Consider the following 223-nt stretch of genomic DNA (forward strand, 5'->3'; position numbering starts at 1 on the left):
AGGGGAGTGAAAAAGAACCTGAAACCGTGTACGTACAAGCAGTAGGAGCCCCACCACCAAAGCGTTTCGCTTTGCGTGGTGCGCAAAATGCGTAACGACAGCATGATGGACGGTTAACGGAGCGTCAGCGACGTTCAACCTCAAAAATCAGGCAGTGGAGCGTTTTGGGGTGGGGTGACTGCGTACCTTTTGTATAATGGGTCAGCGACTTATATTCTGTAGC

1 rRNA gene is annotated in these 223 nt (G+C 51.1%); it reads left to right on the forward strand.

Features of this window, described 5'->3' with window-relative positions:
- Nucleotides 1–223 (forward strand): 23S ribosomal RNA (locus IAE27_RS29460); the annotation flags it as partial.

Source organism: Klebsiella sp. S69, from assembly GCF_016516145.1.
GTDB lineage: Bacteria > Pseudomonadota > Gammaproteobacteria > Enterobacterales > Enterobacteriaceae > Klebsiella > Klebsiella oxytoca.